The sequence below is a fragment of the Nesterenkonia marinintestina genome, from assembly GCF_025420485.1.
Taxonomy (GTDB): Bacteria; Actinomycetota; Actinomycetes; order Actinomycetales; family Micrococcaceae; genus Nesterenkonia; species Nesterenkonia marinintestina.
On record NZ_JAOEFD010000001.1, the window covers coordinates 56903 to 76565 of the forward strand.

Annotated in this window: 17 protein-coding genes and 1 tRNA gene; 7 read left to right on the forward strand and 11 right to left on the reverse strand. The window is 68.9% G+C overall.

Annotated features, from left to right (window positions below):
• Positions 1–27: 27 nt before the first annotated feature.
• The 5 genes from ppgK (at position 28) to N7E59_RS00240 (ending at position 5348) form a co-directional block, all read left to right on the forward strand.
• Entirely contained in the window at positions 28–906 is an 879-nt protein-coding gene (ppgK, locus tag N7E59_RS00220; protein WP_261622902.1) for a polyphosphate--glucose phosphotransferase, read from the forward strand.
• Between the two features lie 153 nt (positions 907–1059).
• Positions 1060–1362, forward strand: a complete 303-nt coding sequence (locus tag N7E59_RS00225) for a DUF6504 family protein (RefSeq protein ID WP_261622903.1) — start codon at positions 1060–1062, stop codon at positions 1360–1362.
• An 11-nt stretch (positions 1363–1373) separates the two neighbouring features.
• Positions 1374–4745 (forward strand): DNA polymerase III subunit alpha, encoded by a 3372-nt coding sequence (locus N7E59_RS00230; protein ID WP_261622904.1) that lies wholly within the window; start codon positions 1374–1376, stop codon positions 4743–4745.
• Between the two features lie 81 nt (positions 4746–4826).
• Positions 4827–5204, forward strand: coding sequence for a GNAT family N-acetyltransferase (locus N7E59_RS00235; RefSeq protein WP_261622905.1), 378 nt, complete (start codon positions 4827–4829; stop codon positions 5202–5204).
• Between the two features lie 68 nt (positions 5205–5272).
• Positions 5273–5348: transfer RNA gene (locus N7E59_RS00240), tRNA-Val, on the forward strand.
• Between the two features lie 69 nt (positions 5349–5417).
• On the opposite strand, the gene N7E59_RS00245 is transcribed toward N7E59_RS00240, so the two are convergent.
• From N7E59_RS00245 to N7E59_RS00260, 4 genes are all read right to left on the reverse strand, one after another.
• Positions 5418–5801 carry a DinB family protein gene (locus tag N7E59_RS00245; protein WP_315942967.1) on the reverse strand — a complete coding sequence of 128 codons (384 nt, stop codon included), beginning with the start codon at positions 5799–5801 and terminating at the stop codon, positions 5418–5420.
• A gap of 283 nt (positions 5802–6084) precedes the next feature.
• The gene (locus tag N7E59_RS00250) at positions 6085–7344 is read right to left on the reverse strand and encodes a phospholipase D-like domain-containing protein (RefSeq protein ID WP_261622906.1); all 1260 of its coding nucleotides are present in this window, start codon (positions 7342–7344) and stop codon (positions 6085–6087) included.
• A gap of 106 nt (positions 7345–7450) precedes the next feature.
• A complete protein-coding gene (locus N7E59_RS00255) occupies positions 7451–9064 on the reverse strand; it encodes an MDR family MFS transporter (RefSeq protein WP_261622907.1) in 1614 nt (537 codons plus the stop codon).
• A complete protein-coding gene (locus tag N7E59_RS00260) occupies positions 9061–9666 on the reverse strand; it encodes a TetR/AcrR family transcriptional regulator (protein WP_261622908.1) in 606 nt (201 codons plus the stop codon). The genes N7E59_RS00255 and N7E59_RS00260 overlap by 4 nt, the downstream gene beginning before the upstream one ends.
• A 160-nt stretch (positions 9667–9826) precedes the next feature.
• Between N7E59_RS00260 and N7E59_RS00265 the strand changes: the two genes are divergently transcribed.
• Complete coding sequence (locus N7E59_RS00265) at positions 9827–10321, forward strand: DedA family protein (protein ID WP_261622909.1); 495 nt, start codon at positions 9827–9829, stop codon at positions 10319–10321.
• A gap of 69 nt (positions 10322–10390) precedes the next feature.
• Here the strand turns inward: N7E59_RS00265 and nrdF are convergent, their stop codons facing one another.
• From nrdF to N7E59_RS00290, 5 genes are all read right to left on the reverse strand, one after another.
• Positions 10391–11365, reverse strand: a complete 975-nt coding sequence (gene nrdF, locus N7E59_RS00270) for a class 1b ribonucleoside-diphosphate reductase subunit beta (protein WP_261622910.1) — start codon at positions 11363–11365, stop codon at positions 10391–10393.
• Between the two features lie 72 nt (positions 11366–11437).
• Positions 11438–13558 (reverse strand): class 1b ribonucleoside-diphosphate reductase subunit alpha, encoded by a 2121-nt coding sequence (gene nrdE, locus N7E59_RS00275; protein WP_261623273.1) that lies wholly within the window; start codon positions 13556–13558, stop codon positions 11438–11440.
• 44 nt (positions 13559–13602) lie between these two features.
• Positions 13603–14088: a class Ib ribonucleoside-diphosphate reductase assembly flavoprotein NrdI gene (gene nrdI, locus N7E59_RS00280; protein WP_261622911.1), complete on the reverse strand. Its 486-nt coding sequence runs from the start codon at positions 14086–14088 to the stop codon at positions 13603–13605.
• Between the two features lie 32 nt (positions 14089–14120).
• Positions 14121–14366, reverse strand: coding sequence for a glutaredoxin-like protein NrdH (gene nrdH / locus N7E59_RS00285; protein ID WP_261622912.1), 246 nt, complete (start codon positions 14364–14366; stop codon positions 14121–14123).
• 359 nt (positions 14367–14725) lie between these two features.
• Positions 14726–16531, reverse strand: a complete 1806-nt coding sequence (locus N7E59_RS00290; protein WP_261622913.1) for a glycerol-3-phosphate dehydrogenase/oxidase — start codon at positions 16529–16531, stop codon at positions 14726–14728.
• Positions 16532–16822: 291 nt separating this feature from the next.
• On the opposite strand from N7E59_RS00290, the gene N7E59_RS00295 reads away from it, so the two are divergent.
• Positions 16823–17752 (forward strand): GTP pyrophosphokinase, encoded by a 930-nt coding sequence (locus N7E59_RS00295; protein ID WP_261622914.1) that lies wholly within the window; start codon positions 16823–16825, stop codon positions 17750–17752.
• A 30-nt stretch (positions 17753–17782) separates the two neighbouring features.
• Here the strand turns inward: N7E59_RS00295 and thiD are convergent, their stop codons facing one another.
• Together thiD and N7E59_RS00305 are read right to left on the reverse strand one after the other, a co-directional pair.
• Complete coding sequence (gene thiD / locus N7E59_RS00300) at positions 17783–18625, reverse strand: bifunctional hydroxymethylpyrimidine kinase/phosphomethylpyrimidine kinase (protein WP_261622915.1); 843 nt, start codon at positions 18623–18625, stop codon at positions 17783–17785.
• Positions 18626–18800: 175 nt separating this feature from the next.
• Positions 18801–19658, reverse strand: a complete 858-nt coding sequence (locus N7E59_RS00305) for an SOS response-associated peptidase (RefSeq protein ID WP_261622916.1) — start codon at positions 19656–19658, stop codon at positions 18801–18803.
• Positions 19659–19663: the final 5 nt, after the last annotated feature.

The following is a 19663-nucleotide window of genomic DNA, read 5'->3' on the forward strand; positions in this document are numbered from 1 at the left end:
AGAGGACGCAGAGAGGACTTCACACCCATGACTGAGACAGGCACCTCCTCCGGCACCCCCTCGCACCGCCCGGCCGGCATCTCCCGGGAGACGCTGAATCGGCTGCCCCACCGCGCACTGGGCGTCGACGTGGGCGGCACCGGCATCAAGGGCGGCATCGTCGACCTCGGGACGGGGGAGCTCGTCGGCGAGAGGTTCCGCATCGAGACGCCCCAGCCCGCGACCCCGGATGCGGTGCGGGAGGTGATCGCCGAGATCATCGATGAGCTGCTCTCCCGCGAGGAGGCCCCGGCGCAGGAGGATCTGACCGTCGGAGTGCTGATCCCCGGGGTCGTCGTCGACGGAGTCGTCTACTCGGCGGCGAACATCGACCCGTCCTGGATGAACACGGATCTCGACTCCCTGCTCGCTGATCTGCCCGGCCGGATCCGCACCCTCAACGACGCCGACGGCGCCGGACTGGGCGAGGCGCGCTACGGCGCCGGCTTCGGCCAGGACGGCACGGTGATGACCATCACCCTGGGCACCGGCATCGGATCGGCCGTCGTCCACGACGGCGTGCTGGTCCCCAACATGGAGTTCGGGCATCTGGAGTTCGAGGGCCGGGTCGCCGAGCACAGGGCCTCGGCGGCGGCGCGCAAGGCCGCGGACATGCCGTGGGAGGACTACGGCCGGCTGCTGAACCGCCTCCTCACCCATGTGGAGCGGCTGACGGCTCCGCGGCTGTTCATCATCGGCGGCGGAGTCTCCAAGCGCAGCGACGACTTCCTCCCCTTCGTCACCGACACCCGGGCACCGGTGGTGACGGCGAAGCTGCGCAACAACGCCGGCATCGTCGGCGCCGCCCTCTTCGCCGCGGAGCAGGAGGCCTCGGCGCGGGCGATCCGCGACGGCGCCGTCGACTGATCCCACCCCGTCCCCACGCCGTCCCCACCCCCGTTCCACACCCCCGTCCCCGGCGCGCTCTCCGTCGGATGGGGCGGCGACCGCTTGGCGATGTCATCGGACGGACCTACACTCAGAGGATCGAAAGTATGTTCGAATCTCTGAGGGTGTGAGATGACTGTCGAGACCACCACGGGCCATGAGCTGGCCACGGTGTGGACCACCGCGACGGGTGCCCCCGAACGACTCCTCTGGGCGTCCCGGCGCTTCGTCGTGGTGGCCCGACCCATCCCGTGGATCGATCGGATCTCCTGGTGGGAGCACTCCCCCCGGGTGCCTGCCGGTGAGGCGGCCCAGGTGTTGGAGCGGCAGATGTGGCAGGTCCAGGTCAGGGCCCTGGACACCGGTGAGCTGCTGATCGTGGACCTCTCGGTCGCCGAGGGTCCCCAGTGGCCGATCACCGCAGTCTTCGACTGAGGGGCGCTGCGATGGCGAGCTTCACCCATCTGCACGTCGCCGGCGCCTTCTCCGCCCACTACGGCACGGCCCGTCCGGAGCTGCTGGTCGACGCCGCTCGGGACGCCGGGGCGACGGCGGCGGCGCTGACCGACCGCGACGGCGTCTACGGAGCGGTACGGCACATCCGCGCCTGTCTCGAGTCCGGCCTCTCCCCCATCGTGGGGGTCGACCTCCAGGTCCGCGAGGCCGAGGAGCTCTCCGAGGTCACCGTGCTCGCCCACGGGCAGGACCGCGGAGCGGGCTGGGCCTCACTGGTCCGACTGGTCTCCGCGGCGCATTCTCCGCGACGCCGCGGAGGACGCAGGCTCAGCGGCACCGCCCACCGGTCCGCCTGGGTGGAGGTCGGGCGCCTGGAGGGCTTCCTCGCCGGCGAGGAGGGGCCCACCGCCACCGTGCTGCTGGGACCCTCCTCCGACGTGGGCCGGGCCGTCCTGGCCGGGGAGAGGAGCCGCGCCCGTCAGCTGCTCCAGCGGTGGCGCAGACTGCTGCCCGGCGGCGTCGTCGTGGAGGTCGTCTGCCATCGGACCCGGCCGGGCATCTCGGCCAGTCTGCGGCATGCCGCAGATATGCTCCGCCTCGCCGTCGCCTCGGAGACTCCGGCGGTGCTGACCAACGCAGTGCGGTACCTCACCCCCGACGACGCGCTCACCGGCGACGTCCTCGACTCTGCGGCGCATCTGCTCCCGCTGGGCAGCTTCCGCCCCCAGCCCAACGGGCAGGCCTGGCTGAAGCCCCCGGAGGCGATGCGTCGCCTGGCCCACGAGATCACCGAGTACGCCGGGCTGCGTCGGGACGCGGCGGCGGATCTGCTGACCGCCACCGAACAGGTCGCCGACCGGTGTCGGCTGGACCCGGTGACCGATGTGCAGTGGCGCAGGCCCAAGGTTCCCGAGCTGGAGGTCATCGGCGTGGATGAGGACCCCCGCAGAGTCCTGGCACGACGCTGTGAGACCGCTCTGGCCGAACGTTATCCGGACGCCGGCGGGCGGCGTCTGACCGGGCTGCATGACCGTCTGGACACTGAGCTGAGGACGATCACCGACTTCGGCTTCGAGACCTACTTCCTGGCGGTGGCCGACGTCGTCTCGCTCATCCGGGGGATGGACGTCCGGGTCCAGGCCCGCGGCTCCGGGGCCGGAAGCCTGGTCAACTACCTGCTGCGCGTCAGCAACGTCGATCCTGTCGAGCATGACCTGCTGTTCGAACGGTTCCTGGGCAGCAGGCGCTCGACCCTGCCGGACATCGACATCGACACCGAGTCCGCCCGCCGCCACGACGTCTACCGCAGGATCTTCGAGCACTACGGCCATCACCGCGTGACGCTGCTGTCGATGCAGAACGCCTACCGGGCGCGCGGGGCCGCCCGTGACGCGGGCCTCGCGCTGGGCCTGGAGGAGCACCGGATCGATCAGATCGCCGAGAGCCTCTGGCGGTTCCCGGCCCGCGAATTCCGTGAGGTCCTCGGCGAGAAGCCCGAGCTGCGCGAACTGGCCGAGCTCGTCGACGCCGACCCCCGGCTGGACACCCTGGTGGACCTGACCGAACGGCTGGACCGTCTGCCGCGGCACATCTCCATGCATCCCTGCGGGGTGATCCTCGGCGACAGCGGCCTGCTCTCGGTCACTCCCACGCAGCCCTCGGGGATCGGGCTGCCCATGAGCCAGTTCGACAAGGACGACATCGACGATATGGGGCTGCTCAAGCTCGATGTGCTGGGGGTGCGGATGCAGTCCACCATGGCCTATGCGGTCGGGGAGATCATCCGTGTCAACGGCTCCGGCGCGGCGGTGGCGGGAGGTCTCCCTCCGGATGCGCCGTACGTCTCGGCGGAGGGCAGGATCGATCTCGACGAGATCCCCCAGGACGACGAGCCCACCTTCGCCGCGATCCGCACCACCCACACCCTGGGCATGTTCCAGATCGAGTCCCCGGGACAGCGCGAACTCATCGGCAAGCTCCAGCCCGACCGGTATTCGGATCTGATCGCCGACATCAGTCTGTTCCGCCCGGGTCCGATGAAGGGGAACATGGTGCTGCCCTTCATCGACACCAAACACGGATACCAGCGGCCCGACTACCTCCATCCGCGGTTCCGTCCCTTCCTGCAGGACTCCTACGGTGTGGTGATCTATCACGAGCATGTGCTGCGGATCCTCCACGAGACCATGGGGGTCTCCCTGGCCGAGGCCGATGAGATCCGCCGCGCCATGGAGCGCGACGTCGACCGGATCGAGGAGGCCTTCCGCACCCGCACCGCGGCCCGCCGGGACGAGGACGGAGAGCGCCTGTTCGCCGATCGGGACGTCGACAGGATCTGGTCGACGCTGCGCGGGTTCGGCAGCTTCGGCTTCTGCAAGGCCCACGGGGCCGCCTTCGCCCTGCCCACCTACCAGTCCTCCTGGCTGAAGACCCACTATCCCAGCGAGTTCATGGCGGGGATCTTCGAGCATGATCCGGGGATGTACCCCCGCAGGCTGCTGATGGGCGAAGCCCGCAGGATGGGCATCAGTCTGCTGCCCCTGGACGTCAACGCCTCCACCGAGCAGTACCGCGTGGAACGTCTGGAGGACGGGAGCAAGGCCGTCCGGCTCTCCCTGCGGGACGTCCGGGGCATCACCGACGCCGAACTCGGACGCATCACCACCGGTGCGCCCTACGGGTCGATCAGCGACTTTCACCGCCGGGCACGTCCGTCCCGTCCGCTGATGCGGAGCCTCGCCGCCCTCGGTGCGCTCGACTCCCTCGCCGCGGAGGGCGGCATCCCCGCCGGACGCGGAGGCATCATCGCCTACGTCAGGCAGCTCACCGCCGCCCCTCCGAGGCACCCGGTCCCGGAGGCGGAGCACCAGCCCGCCCTCTTCGACGACCGGCTGCTCATCGACCCTGCCGCTCCCGAGCCGAGCGCGGAGGAGAGGATCACGACCTCCCTGGACCTGCTGGCGGCGGAGACCGAGGGGCACGTCATGGACCTGTACCGCCCGATGCTCAGAGGTCTCGGCGTCGTCGCCGCGGAGGATCTGCTCGGTGAGCGCAACAACTCCGAGGTCCTGGTGGCCGGCATCCGGGTCGCCACCCAGACTCCGCCCATGCGGTCGGGCAGGCGTGTGGTGTTCATCAGCCTCGACGACGGCACCGGCTGCTCCGACGCCACCTTCTTCGAGGACGCCCAGGAGCAGGTCGGACCGCTGCTGTTCGGCACCAAGCTGATGATCATCCGAGGGCGGACCCGACGCACCGGAGAGCGGGGGATCTCCATCCAGGCGGAGACGGCCTGGGACCTGCGAGAGGTCTTCGAGCAGTGGCGGGCGGATCAGGAGCACACGGCCCGGCAGGCGGTCTGACCCCCTCAGTGGACGCCCCGGTGCCCTGCCTTGCACCCCACCTCAGGTGCTCGTACAGTGCGGAGCGGAGGAGGGCGGATCATGTCAGAGACCACAGGTGAGGCACGGAGCCCGGAGCACCCCCACGCTGCAGACATCTCCGTGCGGGAGGACGTCCGGCGCCGACGCTTCGAACTGCTCGACGGAGAGACCGTGATCGGAGCGACCCATTGGGTGCCCTTCGAGGTCTCCGACGAGACCGTGAGGATCTTCCACCACACCACCGTCGATGAGGCCTACGGCGGGCAGGGCCTGGCCTCGATGCTGGTCCGGCACGCTTCGGACCGCACAGCCGAGGAGGGGATCACGCTGGTCCCGGTCTGCCCGTACGTCAAGAGGTGGCTCGAGAAGCATGAGGATCACCCGGTCCGACGCTCCCCGGTGCGTCCGGAGCACCTCGAGGCGATCCGGAACGCCTGAACGCCGCCGACGGCGGTGATAGAGTGTGTGGCCGGTCGGCCGGACCGTCTGCGTCCGACGCCGCACGAGGGCCTTTAGCTCAGCTGGTAGAGCATCGCGTTTACACCGCGAGTGTCATCGGTTCGATCCCGGTAGGGCCCACCAGAGCGCCGCCCACCCCGCCGCAGCCCGATCGACGGTCGAGCTCCGGGACGGGGCCGTGCCTGCACATCCTCACCCGTCTCGGGTGTGCAGGTGGAGATCGCGCAGCAGGGACACCTCGGACAGGTGGTGGATCAGCTCCCGGTTGATGTGCAGCACCAGCCGCGCCACCGGATCCTCGGCGAAGGGCCCCTCCGCCTCGCCGCACGGTCGCCGGAGCCCCTCTTCGCCGAGGGATCGGACGCCGTCGATCCACCGGGCGTACTCCTCGTCGAGCTGGGCCAGCGCCCGGTCTGCGCCGGCGGCATACTCGAAGGACTCGTAGTCGACCGGCGGGCGCCCGAAGTGTGAGGCGCTGCGCATCGCCAGCACGCCGACGATGACGTGACCCAGCCTCCAGGCGATCGTCGTCATCGGCGCAGGCGCGGGCTCCGGGAAGGCGAAGTCGATGGTCATCGCTCCGGCCCCGGCCTGCACCGGCGCGGTGCCCGTGCCCCGCGGTCTGACGTTCCAGCAGCCCGGGGCGGGCTCCCAGAACTACTCCTCGTCGGTCAGACCGTCGAGCCGAGCACGCAGCTGGAACTGCCAGTGCCAGTCGATCTGGTCCACCGAGAGGCGGTTCAGTGAGGGGCTGCCCATGGCACCGATCCTTCCATCATCCGACCCGCCGCGTCCTGCACCGTCTAGAGCGCACCGTCTAGAGTGCACCGTCTGGAGTGCACCGTCTGGAGTGCACCGTCTAGAGGAACGACCGCAGCGGCACCAGCACCAGTTCGGCGACCCGGGCCAGCGGATTGCGCTCGCGCCACTCCGGCGAGGTGAGCACCTCGCAGTGCTCCACGTCGGAGCGGAAGACCTTCTCCATCTCTGCGGCGAAGTCCTCGTCGATGATCTCGATGTTGGTCTCATAGTTGAACGAGAGCGACAGACGATCGATGTTCGCCGTGCCCACGGTGGACCACACCCCGTCGATGGTCGCGGTCTTGGCGTGGATCATGGCCGCCGAGTAGAGCAGGATCGTCACCCCGTGGTCGAGCATCTGTCCGTAGAATCCGCGGGAGACCCAGTCGGCGACGATGTGGTTGGAGTCCTTCGGCACCATCACCCGGACGTCCACTCCACGCTCCGAGGCGACCAGCAGCGCCTTGAGGATCTGCTGGTCCGGGATGAAGTACGGGGTGGTGATCCAGATGTGGTCACGGGCCCGCTCGACGGCGTTGAGGTACATCTGACGGATCGGGTAGACCAGCTGCACCGGCAGGTTCGCCGAGACCTGGACCTCGGGGTCCCAGTTCGTCGGCTCGATCCACGGGATCTTCGCACCGTGGTCGAACATGTCGTTCCAGACGCGCTTGACCGAGTGCCGCAGGCCCCACACCGCCGGTCCGATCTCGCGGACGTGGGTGTCCCGCCATTCCCGCGCATAGGTCTCACCGATGTTGAATCCGCCCACGAAGCCGATCCCGTCGTCGACGACGAGGATCTTCGAGTGGTTGAACCCGGTGTGCCGGACGGGACCCCTCCAGTAGCGACGGGCCAGCACCGGCATCCTGACCACGTGGACCTGCTCCGAGAAGCCGCGGAAGAACGCCCGCGGCACCACGAGGTTGGCGAATCCGTCGTAGAGGACGTGGACCGCCACCCCCCGCTCGGCGGCCCGGTTCAGCGCCTGCATGAACCGCCGTCCGACGGCGTCGTCCTTCCAGATGAAGGTCTCCATCTGGATGGAGCTCTCCGCCGAGTCGATGGCGGAGATCATGTCGTCGTAGAGCTCGGCCCCGGAGGTGTAGATGCTCAGCTGCGAGTCCTCGACCTGGGTGTGGAACGTCCCCGGCCGCGGGGCCTGCCGCTGCTTCCGCTCGCTCTTCTTGACCGCGTCGAGGGCGATCAGAGACCCGGCGACCACGATCTGGGCGGCGGCGGTCACCCCGACCGCCAGTCCTGCGGCCTTCAGGACGAGGCGGCGACCGCCGCGGTTCGGATCGGTGGAGATGCGCATGCCCACACACTAGCGCGCCGGAACGGGTCCGACCGACTGTCGCGGCAACTCGATCGGGGGCCTGCGCGCCGATACGCGCTGATCAGCGACCGACCTGCGACCAGTCTCACTCCCGGTCCGATCCGGTGGTCGTCGGACGGGCCTCCTCGACGTCGTCTGCGGCGACCCTCGTAGCCAGGGGCTCCTCCTTCAGGAGCAGCAGAGCGACGAAGGCGACGAGGACCAGCGGGATCATGTAGAGGAAGATGGGCAGCAGGGCGTCGTGGTAGGCCTCGACCAGAGGGACGCGGGTCGCCTCGGGCAGCTGCCGCACGGTCTCCGGCGTCAGCGAGTTCACTCCCCCGGTGCCCAGCTGATCGGACACCTGCGGCATGTCCGCGACGCCCGAGCGCAGGCGCTGGACGAACAGCGAGCCGACCATCGCCGAACCCACGGTGGCCCCGACCTGACGGAAGAACGTGTTGGCCGCGGTCGCCGTGCCGACTATCCGGTGGGAGACCGTATTCTGCACGATCAGCGTCAGGATCTGCATGCAGAGTCCGATGCCGGCGCCGAAGACGGCCATCGCCACACACACCGCCCAGATGGGGGCATCGATGGGCACGCCGGCCATCAGCCACAGGCCGAGCGCCATGGTGGCGGTGCCCACCACCGGGTACACCTTGTACCGCCCGGTGCGGGTGACCAGCTGTCCGGCGACGATCGAGGTCAGCAGCAGCGACCCCATCATGGGCGTCATCATCAGTCCCGCCTGGGTGGCGTCGACTCCGGTGACCATCTGCAGGTACGTAGGCATGTATCCCACCGCCCCGAACATGGCGATCCCCACCATCAGCGCACCTACGGTGGTCAGCAGGAAGTTCCGGTCGGCGAAGAGGCTCAGCGGGATCACCGGCTGCGCCGCCCACCGCTCGACGAGGACGAAGCCGACGAGCACCACCAGTGTGGCCGCACCCAGCCAGAGGATCTGCCCGGAGCTCCATGCGAAGGTGTGCCCGCCCCAGGTGCAGATCAGCACGACGCCCGTGGTCGCGGCGGCCAGCAGCGTGATCCCCGCGTAGTCGGTGCGCCGGCCCTCGCCGCGGGGCCGGGCGGGAAGTCGGAGGAAGGCCGCCACGGCGGCCAGCGCCAGCAGGCCCAGCGGCACGTTCATCCAGAAGACCCATCTCCAGCCGGGACCTTCGGTCAGCCAACCGCCCAGCAGGGGCCCGGCCACCGAGGACACGGCGAAGACCGCGCCCATGATGCCCATGTAGCGGCCGCGCTCGCGGGCCGGGACGACGTCGGCGATGGCGGTCTGGGAAAGGATCATCAGTCCGCCGCCGCCGAGCCCCTGGACCGCCCGTGCCGCGATCAGCCACCACACGTCCGGGGACAGCGCCGCGGCCACGGACCCGCCGATGAAGAGCAGGATCGCCACCAGCAGCAGCGGTCGGCGACCTACGGAGTCGGAGATCCGCCCGTAGACGGGCATGGTGACCGTGGAGGCCAGGATGAAGGCGGTGATGACCCATGTCATCTGGTCCACACCGCCGAGCTCCCCCACCACCGTGGGCAGTGCGGTCGCGAGCACGGTCTGACTCATCGCCGCCAGCAGCATGGTGACCACCAGTGCGACGAAGAGTGGGACGATCGGTGGCCGGTCCGGGTCGGAGCCGAACGGAGCCCGGGCCTCCCCCGGACCGGCTGCGGATGCCGACCGGCGGACGTCGGCGGTCATCGCAGCTCCTCCATCGCGGTCCGGAAGGTCTCGGTGGCCCGGGCGACGGCGTCGTCGAGCAGCGTCTGGTCGGGCGATCCGGCCGCCTCGGGATGCCGGGCGAAGGTGTAGCGCAGCACGGTGCCGGCCAGCATCACCAGCGCTTCGGAGGTGGCCGAGGAATGGGTCTGATCGGCGCAGCAGAGCACCTCACGGATTCGGCGCTCGGTGCCCATGACGTAGTCCAGGATGCGGCGGCGCAGCTCGGGGTGCACCGAGGCCAGGGCGCGTCGGCGGGCGTAGGTGTGCGTCGGACCGGTGCCGGTGCTCATCACGGTGTGGAAGAGCCGCACGATGCGGGTGAACTCATCGGCGGCGGAGGTGCGGAAGGTCTCCACCGCCTCATCGGTGACCTGTGGGACGGTCATCCCCAGGACCGCGTCCTCCTTCACGGCGTAGTGGTTGAAGAAGGTCCTGCGCGCGACGCCGGCTCGGGCCGCGATGTCGTCGACCGTGGTCTCGGAGAAGCCGTGCTCCTCCACCAGGGAGAGGGCGGCCTCATGGAGCTCTCCCGAGATCAGCCGCCGCTGACGCTCTCGGGCTCCGATCACGTGAGTCTGCACTCCTGCATTCTATGCACCAGTGCACGCTATGATCCAACGGGCGGAAAGTGGTGCGTCTCACGGGTTCGGCGTCGGCCTCTCTGCGAGAGAATGGTGCCATGCTCCGTCGCCTCGTCTCCGTCGCACCAGCATGCCGCGACGCGTGCCGCGGAGGCCTCGGATGACCGGGATCTATGAGTGGATCCTCGCCCAGCCCCTGGCGGCGGCCATCGGGCTGCTCTTCGTCGTGGTGTTCCTCCGCGCAGGAGCCACCTACCTGCTCGGACGCGGGGCCCACCGGCTGGCCGACCGCGGACGCGGGGCGGCCGTGCTGCGCAGCCCGAAGGTCATCGCCGCCACGGGGGCGGTCAATCGGTGGGGCGCCCCGGTCGTGGCCCTGAGCTTCCTCACCGTCGGGTTCCAGACGGCCCTCAACGCCGCCGCCGGTCTGACTCGGATGCCGGTCTCCCGGTACCTTCCGGCACTCATCGTCGGCGGACTGGCCTGGGCGACGCTCTATGCCACCGTCGGACTGGCTGCGGCGGCCCTGTGGCTGCAGCTGTTCCTGCACAGCCCCTGGGCGGCATGGATCGCCGTCATCGCCGCGGTCGCGGCCGTGACCGCCGTCGTGATGCGACGACGGGCGCACCGCAACGGTCGTCTCGCCGCACGGTGACGGTCCGGGCGGTCCGCAGTCGGGCCGCCCGGGCACGGAGGGTCAGCGGGCACCGCCGAGGGGGCAGACCTAGAAGTCCCAGTCCTCGTCTTCGGTCTCCACGGCCTTGCCGATGACGTAGGAGGATCCCGAGCCGGAGAAGAAGTCGTGGTTCTCGTCGGCGTTGGGGCTCAGCGCCGAGAGGATGGCCGGGTTCACGTCGGTCACGTCCTTCGGGAACATGGCCTCGTAGCCCAGGTTCATCAGCGCCTTGTTGGCGTTGTAGTGCAGGAACTTCTTGACGTCCTCGCTCAGCCCCACCCCGTCGTAGAGGTCGTGGGTGTACTGGACCTCGTTCTCGTAGAGCTCGAAGAGCAGCTCGAAGGTGTAGTCCTTCAGCTCCTGCCGACGCTCCGGGGTCTCCTGCTCCAGGGCACGCTGGTACTTGTAGCCGATGTAGTAGCCGTGCACGGCCTCATCACGGATGATCAGGCGGATGATGTCGGCGGTGTTGGTCAGCTTCGCGTGCGACGACCAGTGCATCGGCAGGTAGAAGCCGGAGTAGAAGAGGAAGGACTCCAGGATCGTGGAGGCCACCCGCTTCTTCAGGCCGTCGTCGCCGTGGTAGTAGTCCATGACGATCTGCGCCTTGCGCTGCAGGTTCTCGTTCTCCCGCGACCAGCGGAAGGCGTCGTCGATCTCCTGGGTTGAGCACAGGGTGGAGAAGATCGAGGAGTACGACTTCGCGTGCACCGACTCCATGAAGGAGATGTTGGTGTACACCGCCTCCTCATGCTGGGTCAGCGCATGCGGGATCAGCGCCACCGCGCCGACGGTCCCCTGGATGGTGTCCAACAGGGTGAGCCCGGTGAACACCCGCATGGTGAGGGTCTTCTCCTGCTCGGTCAGCGTGGACCACGACTGGACGTCGTTGGACAGCGGGACCTTCTCGGGCAGCCAGAAGTTGTTGACCAGCCGGTTCCAGACCTCGACGTCCTTCTCGTCCTGCAGCCGGTTCCAGTTGATCGCCTCGACGTGGTCGAGGATGGTGCTTGTCTTAGCCATTGCGGCGAACTCTCCCTAAGCGGCGGCTCCGGCGGTCTCGGCTCCGGAGCGGGGTCTGATCGTACCGATGTCTCACAGCATGCAGGAGACGCAGCCCTCGACCTCGGTGCCCTCCAGCGCCAGCTGGCGCAGGCGGATGTAGTAGAGGGTCTTGATGCCCTTCTTCCACGCGTAGATCTGGGCCTTGTTGATGTCACGGGTGGTGGCCGTGTCCTTGAAGAACAGCGTCAGCGACAGGCCCTGGTCCACGTGCTCCGTCGCGGCGGCGTAGGTGTCGATGATCTTCTCGTAGCCGATCTCGTAGGCGTCCCGGTAGTACTCCAGGTTGTCCTGGCTGAGGTACGGCGCCGGGTAGTAGACCCGGCCGATCTTCCCCTCCTTGCGGATCTCGATGGGCGAGGCCACCGGGTGGATCGAGGAGGTGGAGTTGTTGATGTAGGAGATCGACCCCGTCGGCGGGACCGCCTGCAGGTTCTGGTTGTAGATCCCGTGCTCCATGACCGAGGCCTTCAGCTCCCGCCAGTCCTCCTGGGTGGGGACGCGGACGTGGGCGAAGAGCTCCCGGACACGCTCGGTGGTCGGCTCCCATACGCGCTCGGTGTACTTGTCGAAGAACTCCCCGGAGGCGTAGGCCGAGCGCTCGAAGCCGTCGAAGGTCTCGCCGTGCTCCATGGCCAGGCGGTTGGAGGCGCGCAGGGCGTGGTACAGCACCGTGCAGAAGTAGATGCTGGTGAAGTCCAGCCCCTCCTCCGAACCGTAGTGGACCCGCTCGCGGGCGAGGTATCCGTGGAGGTTCATCTGCCCGAGCCCGATGGCGTGGGAGCGGCGGTTGCCCTCGGCGATCGAGGGCACCGAGTCGATGTAGGACATGTCCGAGACCGCCGAGAGCGAACGGATCGCCGTCTCCACGGTCTGTCCGAAGTCCGGGGAGTCCATAGTCGCCGCGATGTTCAGCGAACCGAGGTTGCAGGAGATGTCCTTGCCGATCTGGGAGTAGTTCAGATCGTTCTCGTACACGCTAGGCTCGGAGACCTGCAGGATCTCGGAGCACAGGTTCGACATCGTGATCCGACCCTCGATCGGGTTGGCGCGGTTCACGGTGTCCTCGAACATCATGTACGGGTAGCCGGACTCGAACTGGATCTCGGCCAGGGTCTGGAAGAACTCGCGCGCGTTGATCTTGGTCTTGGTGATCCGCGCGTCGTCGAGCATCTCGTAGTACTTCTCCGTCACCGAGATCTCGGTGAACGGCACGCCGTAGACGCGCTCGACGTCGTACGGAGAGAACAGGTACATGTCCTCGTTCTTCTTGGCCAGCTCGAAGGTGATGTCCGGCACGACCACGCCCAGGGAGAGCGTCTTGATGCGGATCTTCTCGTCCGCGTTCTCCCGCTTGGTGTCGAGGAACCGGTGGATGTCGGGGTGGTGCGCGTTGAGGTAGACCGCGCCCGCCCCCTGACGCGCACCCAGCTGGTTGGCGTAGGAGAAGGAGTCCTCCAGCAGCTTCATCACCGGGATCACGCCGGAGGACTGGTTCTGGATCTGCTTGATGGGCGCCCCGGCCTCCCGCAGGTTCGTCAGCGACAGGGCCACCCCGCCGCCGCGCTTGGACAGCTGCAGGGCGGAGTTGATGCCGCGGGCGATGGACTCCATGTTGTCCTCGATGCGCAGCAGGAAGCAGGAGACGAGCTCGCCGCGCTGCTTCTTCCCGGCGTTGAGGTAGGTCGGGGTGGCCGGCTGGAAGCGCCCGGAGACGATCTCGTCGACGATGTGCTCGGCCAGGGCGCGGTCGCCGCGGGCCAGGTGCAGGGCCACCATGCAGACCCGGTCCTCATAGCGCTCCAGGTAGCGCTTGCCGTCGAAGGTCTTCAGCGCGTAGGAGGTGTAGAACTTGAAGGCGCCGAGGAACGTGGGGAACCGGAACTTCGCCGCGTAGGCGCGCTTGAACAGCGCCTTGATGAAGGCGAAGTCGTACTGCTCGAGAGTCTCGGTCTCGTAGTAGTCGTGCTCGACGAGGTAGTCGATCTTCTCCTCGAGGTCATGGAAGAACACCGTGTTGGTGTTGACGTGGTCCAGGAAGTACTGGCGCGCGGCGAACCGGTCGGCGTCGAACTGGATCTCTCCGTTCGGCCCGTACAGGTTCAGCATGGCGTTGAGCTCGTGGTAGCTCAGCCCCTGCCACTCGGCGGGCATCTCCTTGGCGGAGCTGCGGGAGCGGGCGCGGCCGCTGGGCGCTGTCACTGCTGTGTCCAAAACTCTTCCAATCCCTTCTGCACGACGGACACGTCCTCGGCGGTGCCCATCAGTTCGAAGCGGTACAGGTGCGGAACCCCGCATTTGCGGGCGACGATGTCCCCGGCGATGCAGTAGCTGTCAAAGAAGTTCGTGTTGCCCGCGCCGATCACTCCGCGCAGCAGAGCCCTGTTGGACTCCACGTTGAGGAACCTGATGACCTGCTTGGGCACCGATCCCCGGCCGCCGGCGGCGCCGTAGGTCGGCAGGACGAGGACGAAGGGCTCGGTGGCCCGCAGCGTCTCGTCCTTGGTCCGCAGCGGCAGCCTGGCGGCCTCCTCATCGGGGAGGCCCAGCTTCAGCACGAACCGATGTGTGTTGTTCGAAGCGGAGGAGAAGTAGATCAGCCGCGCCGTCGTCTCCTCCCCCGGGCTCCGTGTGTGACGGTCCCGGGCGACGTCGCTCCCGAGGGGCGCCTGTGCGGTCTCCATGACGGGGGACCTTCCTGCTCCGGAGGTCCGGATCAGGCCACCGAACTGGCTGCGGAGGTGCTCAGGCCGGAGATCTTGTCCGGGCGGAAGCCCGACCAGTGGTCGTCCTCGGTGATGACGACGGGGGCCTGCATGTAGCCCAGCGCCCGCACCCGCTCCAGAGCGTCGGCGTCCTGGGAGATGTCCACGGTGCTGTAGGTGACGCCGTTCTTGTCCAGCGCGCGGTAGGTGGCGTTGCACTGCACGCAGGCGGGCTTGGTGTAGACGGTGACTGACATGGCGGTCCCCTCTCTCATCTGTCGAAGAAGTCGGCCGGTCCGTCCGTCGAAGTGGGCGTCCCGGGGGAAGCAACACTTCAATACTACATCTTGGGTCCGCCGGAGTCAGCCACCACTAGATGCTGTACTTACATCGTTGTGACTCCTCCACCGGCTGTGCACAGCCGCTGTGGAGAGGGTCGACCGCGCGGTGACGCGGAACCCGGGGTCCTGCGACCTCCCCGTCCACAGCTGTGGACATCGCTCATCCACCGCCGGGGACGCAGAAACCGGCACCCAGGAGCGGCGTGTCACGGCGTGTCGCACCTGCCGATCAGTCCGCGGTGCACCACATATGGGGTGCTGCGGACCTCCGAGGATCAAGATGTGGTGTCGAGCGACGGCGGAGCCGCCGCGTCACGTGCCTCCGCCTCTCGGGCCGCATCCGCCGGTGCGCGGCGTCGGGCGTCGGCCACGAGTCCGGCGGCCTCGGCGTCGGAGGTGCGCGACTCCGCCTCGCGCTGGGCCCGGACCAGCCCCAGGTAGTGGGACCGTTCGGCCTCCCGCCGTGCGGTGCCCCAGCCGAGCCTGTCGCCCAGGATCTCCGCCACCTCCTCGGCGGCGTCGGCTCCACGGTCGGCGGACTCCTGGAAGAGCTTGGTGCGCCGGACGAGCACATCCTCCACATGGAGCACCGCCTCGGCCACAGCGGCATAGGCGACCTCCGCGCGCAGATGCTGCGGAGCACCCTGCAGAGGTTCGCCCAGACCCGGATCGTCGTCGATCATCGACAGGACCTCACCGGTGAGGCTTCCGTAGCGCTCGAGCAGCCGCTCCATCCGCTCGGCGTCCCACCCACGCTCCCGAGCGATCCGGTCGGCGCGGTCTACCCATTCGCCGTACCCCTGAGCGCCGATCAGAGGCATCGAGGCGGTCAGGCTGGGACGGTCCCGGAAGGTGCCCCGCAGCGCGAAGTCGACCGCGTCCTCGGCCATGACCCGGTAGGTGGTCAGCTTCCCGCCGGCCACCCCGGTCAGCCCGGCGGCGAGCTCGACGACGGTGTGCTCGCGCGAGACCTTCGTCGAACCTCCCTCGGAGGCCCGCATCGGCTGCACCAGCGGACGGAGACCGGCCCAGGTGCCGCAGACGTCCTCTCGGCCCAGGTCCTCCCCCAACACCGCATTGGCGTGCTCGAGGACGTAGTCCACGTCCTGGGAGGTCGGCGCCGGGGAGTCCACCGCCTCGTGCCACGAGGTGTCCGTGGTGCCGATCGCCCAGCAGTCCCGCAGCGGAATGATGAACAGCACCGACTTCTCCGTCTGGGAGATCACCCCGACGTGGCCTTCGGCGCGGATCCGCCCCTTCGGCACGGTGATGTGGATCCCCTTCGACGCCAGCACCCGCAGCCCGGACGACGTACCGGCGATCTCCTCGGTGGATTCGGTCCACACGCCGACGGCGGCGATGGTCTCGTTGGCGTAGACCTCCCGCGTCTCACCGGTGATCCGATCGCGCAGCGCCGCGCCGACGACTCGTCCGTCGTCGTCGCGCAGATAGTCGGTGACCTCCGTCCCCGTGCTCACATGAGCACCGAGGCTGTGAGCGGAACGGGCCAGGGTGAGCACCAGGCGCGAGTCGTCGACCTGAGCATCGTGGTACTCCAGACCGCCGACGTACCGATCGGCGTCCAGGCCCGGCATCCGCTCCATCAGCCGCGTCTTCGACAGGTGGCGGTGGAACGGGACCGCGCGGCCGGACCCGCCTCCGCCGCCGCGCAGGGACAGGGCGTCGTACAGGGAGACTCCGGAGCCGACGTACGCGCGCTCGAAGACGTGCCGTTCGAAGGGGAAGATGAACGGCAGCGCCCGGACCAGATGCGGCGCGGTGCGGGTCAGCAGCAGATCACGCTCACGCAGAGCCTCATGGACGAGCTTGAAGTCGAGCATCTGCAGGTAGCGCAGCCCGCCGTGCACCAGGCCCGAGGACCGTGACGAGGTCCCGTGGCCCAGGTCCTCCGCCTCGACGAGGCCCACCTCGAGCCCGCGCGTGGCCGCGTCGAAGGCGGCTCCGGCGCCGACGATCCCTCCGCCGACGACGAGCACGTCCAACGGCGCCTCGGGGCTCGTGCGTCCGAAGCGCTCCAGGGCCCTGCTGCGGGCCTCTGAGCTGAGCGGCTGTGGTCTCATGTGGTCCTCCTGCTCGGGGCCGGGTCGGTGCCGCGGACCGGCTGCTGGGACCCAGCCTAGTCAGAGCACCTGATGACTCGCTCCCCTCGAGTCCCGAGAGGCCCCCGGGAGGCCGTCGAGGGGGCGTCGTACGGAACTCGCCCGCTCGGCCGACAGGCAGGCACCGTCCAGGCTGATTCCGTATATTCACGAGGGAACGCACGGTTCGTGTCCGTCAGCGCCGCACGCCGTCCGACCACCTGCCTACACGACCTCCCGCCGAAGGACCTGCGGGGAACAAGGAGTCCTCATATGACGACCTCCCGATCCGACCGGGCGCAGGACGACGCCGCGCTGACCCGCACCGGGGCTCCCCAAGCGCCGGCACCCGTCGACCAGGGCCCTGCGTCACCGGGCCATGGGGAGCGGATGATGCGACAGCTGCTCAGCCGGTTCTCCGGCGACGGGGGCCGGGGGGCGGATCCGGAGAGCATGCCGAACCTCGCCGAGATCAGGCGCCAGCTCACAGAGTTCCAGCTGCACTACAAGTTCGGGATGGACGAGGTCCTCACCAAGATCAACATCCTCCGGGAGGAGTTCGAGCACACGCGGGACTACTCCCCCATCGAGCACGTGAACTTCCGTCTGAAGTCCCTGGACCGCATCCTCGACAAGGTCCAGCGCTACGGCATCCAGCCCGACCTCTCCGTCGTCCGCGACCGGATCCGCGACATCGCCGGAATCCGGATCACCTGCTCGTTCGTCTCGGACTCGTACTGGGTCGCGGAGATGCTCTGCAGCCAGCCGGACGTCCGTGTGATCGAGGTCAAGGACTACATCAGTCGGCCCAAGCCCAACGGCTACCGCTCGCTGCACGTGATCCTCCAGGTGCCGGTCTTCCTGTCCGACCGCACCGAGTTCGTCTACGTCGAGGTGCAGATCCGCACCGTCGCGATGGACTTCTGGGCCTCCCTCGAGCACAAGATCTACTACACCTATTCCGGGGAGGTCCCCGAGGACATCGTCGCGGACCTCTACGACGCCGCTCAGCGGGCTCGGGCCCTCGACCGTCAGATGGCCGACATCCGGGACCGCGTGTCCAGCCTCAGGGCGCAGGCTCCCCATCCCGGCGAAGGAGCTTCGGGCGGCGCTCCCTCGGCGGAGCACCGGCCCGACGGCGGCCGCTGGTTCCCCGGCGCCCCGAGCGACCCTCCGGAGTCCGAGCACCCCGGGACGGCCTGACCCGAGCCCCAGGACATGTTCTCCGACCGGTCAGCCCCAGAGCTGGGCGAAGTGTTGGATGGGCCCGCGGCCCCGCCCCACCTGCAGACGTGCGGCGTCACGCAGCGCCGCGGTCATCCACTCCTTCACCTCGCGGAGGGAGGTCTCCCAGTCCAGCCCCCGAGCACCCAGCGCGGCCAGGGCGGCGGAGACCGAACAGCCGGTGCCGTGGGTGTCGGTGGTGCGGATACGAGGTGAAGACACGCTGACGGCCTCCGGGCGACGGCCGTCGACGGCAGGTCGGACCAGCAGGTCGACGACCTCGTCCTCGGTCTCCAGATGACCACCCTTGGCCAGGACGACGACGTCGTGGGCGTCGGCGACCAGTTCTGCCTGTGCGATGAGGCCGCCGGAGTCCTCGGCCGGTGTGCGCCCGGCCAGGAGCGCCAGCTCGGGGACGTTGGGGGTGATGAGATCGGCCCGGTGCAGGAACCCGATCAGCGCCTGTTCGGCCTCCGCGACGAGCAGCCGGTCTCCGGAGGTGGCGACCATCACCGGATCCAGCACCAGCGGGGGACGCTCCGGGAGCCCGTCCCACCAGGCCGCCACAGTCTCCACGATCTCCGCGGTGCCGAGCATCCCGATCTTCACCGCGTCGACGACCACGTCGTCGGTCACCGACTCCAGCTGCGCGGTCAGGAACGACGTCGGCGGCAGGTGGATCTCGCGGACCCCCTGCGTGTTCTGCGCGACCAGGGCCGTGACCACCGACATCCCGTAGGTGCGGTGGGCGGCGAAGCTCTTCAGATCGGCCTGGATCCCCGCCCCGCCGGTGGGGTCGGTCCCGGCGATGCTCAGGACGTTGGGGATCGGGCGGGCGGGCGTATGCGTCATCTTCGGGCATCCCTTCGCGATGAGTGACCATGATCAGGTTCAGCGGGTGTGCTCTCAGCCCGTCCCGGTGTGACCTCGGCGGATCTGGGGGACGGACACCCCGTGCCGAGGCAGAGTCTACCCGCGGCCCCGACCCGCGCCCGCGACCCGCATCCTCCGTGCTGGGCCGCCGTGCTCAGAGCAGCCGGGACGGCGGCTCGATCAGCTCGGGCGAGTCGTTCCGCACGTCGCCGACCGCACGGTCGACCTCATGCAGGCCCCACCCGCGGGCGCATTCCAAGGCCGTCCCACGCAGCCCGGCGACCGCCGCCTCCGCCTGATCGGCCGACCACGGCTCCGGGTCCAGCCAGGACTCCAGGGTCCTGGGGGCCAGGGCCAGTGGGAGCCGATCGTGGATGTCTGCGAGCGCGCGGAGCACCTCGTCCCCACCGTCCGCGTCCCCGTGCTCCCGACCGCCGCCCTCGCCCGCACAGTCGTCACCGACGACGGGGGCGGCGCCGGTGAGGATCGTGGTGGAGAGCACCCACGGGGCCGGGTCCCCGGAGGCGAGCAGCTGCGGGTCCTGCCACCACTCGTAGAGTCCGGCGAAGAGGATCAGCGACCCGTCGGCCGGAGCGATGTGGAACGGCTGACGCACGGTGCGTCCGGTATGAGGGTCCCGGGCGGCCCGCCATTCGTAGTACCCCTGGGCCGGGACCGCGCAGCGGCGACGTCGCACCGCGGCCCGGAAGCTCGGCTTCTCCGCCGCAGTCTCAGAGCGCGCATTGAACGTCTTCGAGGAGAATGAGGCGTCCTTCGCCCAGTGCGGGAGCAGCCCCCAGCGGGCCGGGTGGACCTCGCGCCGCAGGGTCGTGGCGGCGCCGTCGGTCGGTGCCGCACCCTCGGGCTCCTCGTACCGCTCCACCAGGATCGGCACGGTCGAGGTGGGGGCGATGTTGTACGAGAGCCGCAGCCTCTCGGGCTCAGGGACCTCGGCATCGAGCACGTCGCCCAGATCACCGGCCCGCAGGGCCATCACATAGCGTCCGCACATGGGTC

Excerpts from the sequence above, each read along its gene's own strand:
- ppgK (WP_261622902.1), top strand. The coding sequence starts at position 28 with ATGACTGAGACAGGCACCTCCTCCGGCACCCCCTCGCACCGCCCGGCC.
- N7E59_RS00225 (WP_261622903.1), top strand. The coding sequence starts at position 1,060 with ATGACTGTCGAGACCACCACGGGCCATGAGCTGGCCACGGTGTGGACC.
- N7E59_RS00230 (WP_261622904.1), top strand. The coding sequence starts at position 1,374 with ATGGCGAGCTTCACCCATCTGCACGTCGCCGGCGCCTTCTCCGCCCAC.
- N7E59_RS00235 (WP_261622905.1), top strand. The coding sequence starts at position 4,827 with ATGTCAGAGACCACAGGTGAGGCACGGAGCCCGGAGCACCCCCACGCT.
- N7E59_RS00245 (WP_315942967.1), bottom strand. The coding sequence starts at position 5,801 with ATGACCATCGACTTCGCCTTCCCGGAGCCCGCGCCTGCGCCGATGACG.
- N7E59_RS00250 (WP_261622906.1), bottom strand. The coding sequence starts at position 7,344 with ATGCGCATCTCCACCGATCCGAACCGCGGCGGTCGCCGCCTCGTCCTG.
- N7E59_RS00255 (WP_261622907.1), bottom strand. The coding sequence starts at position 9,064 with ATGACCGCCGACGTCCGCCGGTCGGCATCCGCAGCCGGTCCGGGGGAG.
- N7E59_RS00265 (WP_261622909.1), top strand. The coding sequence starts at position 9,827 with ATGACCGGGATCTATGAGTGGATCCTCGCCCAGCCCCTGGCGGCGGCC.
- nrdF (WP_261622910.1), bottom strand. The coding sequence starts at position 11,365 with ATGGCTAAGACAAGCACCATCCTCGACCACGTCGAGGCGATCAACTGG.
- nrdE (WP_261623273.1), bottom strand. The coding sequence starts at position 13,558 with ATGCCCGCCGAGTGGCAGGGGCTGAGCTACCACGAGCTCAACGCCATG.
- nrdI (WP_261622911.1), bottom strand. The coding sequence starts at position 14,088 with ATGGAGACCGCACAGGCGCCCCTCGGGAGCGACGTCGCCCGGGACCGT.
- nrdH (WP_261622912.1), bottom strand. The coding sequence starts at position 14,366 with ATGTCAGTCACCGTCTACACCAAGCCCGCCTGCGTGCAGTGCAACGCC.
- N7E59_RS00290 (WP_261622913.1), bottom strand. The coding sequence starts at position 16,531 with ATGAGACCACAGCCGCTCAGCTCAGAGGCCCGCAGCAGGGCCCTGGAG.
- N7E59_RS00295 (WP_261622914.1), top strand. The coding sequence starts at position 16,823 with ATGACGACCTCCCGATCCGACCGGGCGCAGGACGACGCCGCGCTGACC.
- thiD (WP_261622915.1), bottom strand. The coding sequence starts at position 18,625 with ATGACGCATACGCCCGCCCGCCCGATCCCCAACGTCCTGAGCATCGCC.
- N7E59_RS00305 (WP_261622916.1), bottom strand. The coding sequence starts at position 19,658 with ATGTGCGGACGCTATGTGATGGCCCTGCGGGCCGGTGATCTGGGCGAC.